At 42.4% G+C, this 2686-nt stretch carries 1 protein-coding gene; it reads right to left on the reverse strand.

Annotated features, from left to right (window positions below; translation table 11 throughout):
• Window positions 1-344: 344 nt before the first annotated feature.
• A partial coding sequence (locus KGY70_20510; protein ID MBS3777588.1) for a TonB-dependent receptor occupies window positions 345-2686 on the reverse strand: 2342 nt, incomplete at its 5' end.

The following is a 2686-nucleotide window of genomic DNA, read 5'->3' on the forward strand; positions in this document are numbered from 1 at the left end:
TTTTTTAGCAGATAATTCCTGCTCAGTTTGTTGGTCACAAGCTCACGCAAGATATTAGAAAATAAAAAATTTTTCATGGCTGATAGCTCCTTTCTTTTTACTGATTGAAAAAATTTATGCTTTCTATATCAATTTATTTCATTGATATTTTCCAAACTCGAAATTACGCTGTTTACCATACCAACAAATATAATGAGAATATTCTCAAAATGCAAATATTTTTTTATAAAATTGGGTTAAATCAATGCGTCAGAAACAATTAAAAGCCCGGATTTGCTACTTTATACATTGCATAATCCGGGCTTTAATGTTGCGGCAAATAAAATGATCTTCTAAAGAGGACTTCAATGTTTTAGTTTTAGCTTTATTCCGGCATAATACATTCTCCCGATGAGCGGGGCATAAATAAAAGCAGCATCATCGAGGTGCCTTTCGGGCTGCACATAATCGGTGACATTCTCCATGCGGGCATAAACGGTTACCGTACGGAATGTTCTCGCGACCTTTGCATCCAACAACAGGTAAGGTTTTGTTTTTTTGATTTTAACCGGTATGGTCTCATCCTGATAATAATCAATGTACATTGGTCCTTCATAGTTTCCCTCCATGGAAAATTTCCAGTCAGCCAAAGAATACTCCACTCCAAGGTGGCCTGTATGCATAGGAAACTTGGAGATGTACCTGCTTTCATCTTCATATCCGGAATCCTCCCATTCTTCCCGTGCATATTTATAGAAACCCCGATTAAAGGTCAGGTTACCATCCACAGCTAAGTCTCCTGTCAATTCCGCCCTCCATGAAAGTTCCAGACCCTGGACAGTCGCGTCTCCGATATTCTCCCATTGATAATTGTATCCCTTTGCCCTGATTTCCGGGTCAGCCCCGGTAAAATCAATCTTACCGTACAGATTGGTTCTGAAAATACTGGCGCCAAGCCGGAAATTTTCTCCATAATAATCTGCAGCCAAGTTAAAACTCAGAGCCCGTTCAGGATTCAAACGAGAGGATTTCCAGATACGTGGAGAGCCGCTGCATAGATGCAGGTCTTCCGAAAACTCAGCGGGAGGTCTGAAACCGGTTCCCGTGCTGAACCTGAACGAAAATTGTCTGGAAAAATCATATTTTAAAGCCAGCCGCGGATTCAAACTGGAAGTTTGGTAGGTTATTCCCGGAAACTGATTGCTTATTTCCCCTTCACTGATATAGGTTTCACGGGCAGTATAATAGTCATACCGGATACCCGGGACCATTTGCAAATCAGGAGAAAGGGAAATCTCATCCTGAACAAAAATTCCGAAATCAGAAAAGCGCTTTTTACTGACCGAAGAAAAACTTGAGCCGAATTGCTCTGATTCATCATCAAGTACCAGGTATTTGCCGGATTCCCGAAAATTACTGTAGGAAAACTGAATACCGGTAAGTAGATGGTGGCTATTGATGTTTTTATCATACATGGCTATACCACTGAATGTATTCTCATTGGCCAGGTAAGGCGTCAGTTCGGAAACAGGGGGTGAGGTACGATGAATGGAGGTATAATCTGTTAAATAAGCATCATTGGTGGCATTCCGCTCATGCTTGATATAGGCAGCACCAATCTGCAGTTCCGAAGAATCTTCAAAGGTCGCTTCATAGGATAATTCTCCTGTATACCGGTTGGTTAAAATCCGTTCACTGCTTTCGTAAAACGGATTTTTAATATGGTCCCCGGTAAGTTCTCCGCCTCTGCGTAGTTCATCTATAAAACGCCCCCGTAAGGACAGCCGATCCTGTTGAAAGAGCAGGTCTTCCACGAAGACACTTGCTCCTGCATTTGTAAGATTTTGTTTGACCCTGTCCGATATGCCATCCTGCTGTTTCACGGGGGAATTTTCGCTGGTATAATCCACTGCGTCTCCAGTGCTTCGTTGTCCATATATCACAGCCCCAACATTACCCTGTTCATTACGCAATGAGGAAGTAACCTGATAGGCATTGGTATTGTATTTACCCCATTGCATATCTATAGTGGTCATTGGATCATAACCTGGCTTCCTGGTTATGATATTAATGGCTCCGGCTATAGCACTACTTCCGTAAAGAGCCGAACCAGCACCTTTTACAATCTCTACACGCTCAATATTAGGTGTACCTAACTGTTGCAATCCATATACCGAAGCCAGTCCGGAATAAATGGGCAAACCATTCACAAGTATCTGTGAGTACTGTGATTCAAGGCCCTGCATTCGAACAGCAGTGAAATTACAAAACTGACATTGTTGTTGTACCTGAATTCCGGGAATACCCTTTAATGCCTGATATAGATTGCTGGCATTCTGATTCTCTATTTGCTGTGCCGGGATCACTTCCGTTTTCACAGGTACCTGTTTGACATAATGTTCCGTGCGGGTGCCGGTAACAACCACATCCTCCATTTGTAAAGCATCTTCCTCTACCTCAATGGAAAGTTTTAGATGTTCACCCGGTTCGACGGTTACAGGTTTCTCGACTTTTGTGTAATCAAGCCCTTTCACAACCAGGGTATGATCACCTGAAGGGACATGCTTTAAATTGAAACGCCCCTTGGGATTGGTCATGGTACCTATATGGGTGTCTTTTATAAGCACATTTATAAAAGGTACAGGTTCTCCCTCACACATCACAGTGCCCTGTATTTTAGCCGGTCTTTGCCGGGAAGAAGTATTAC

Source organism: Bacteroidales bacterium (genome assembly GCA_018334875.1).
In the GTDB taxonomy this organism is placed as follows: Bacteria; Bacteroidota; Bacteroidia; order Bacteroidales; family UBA12077; genus JAGXLC01.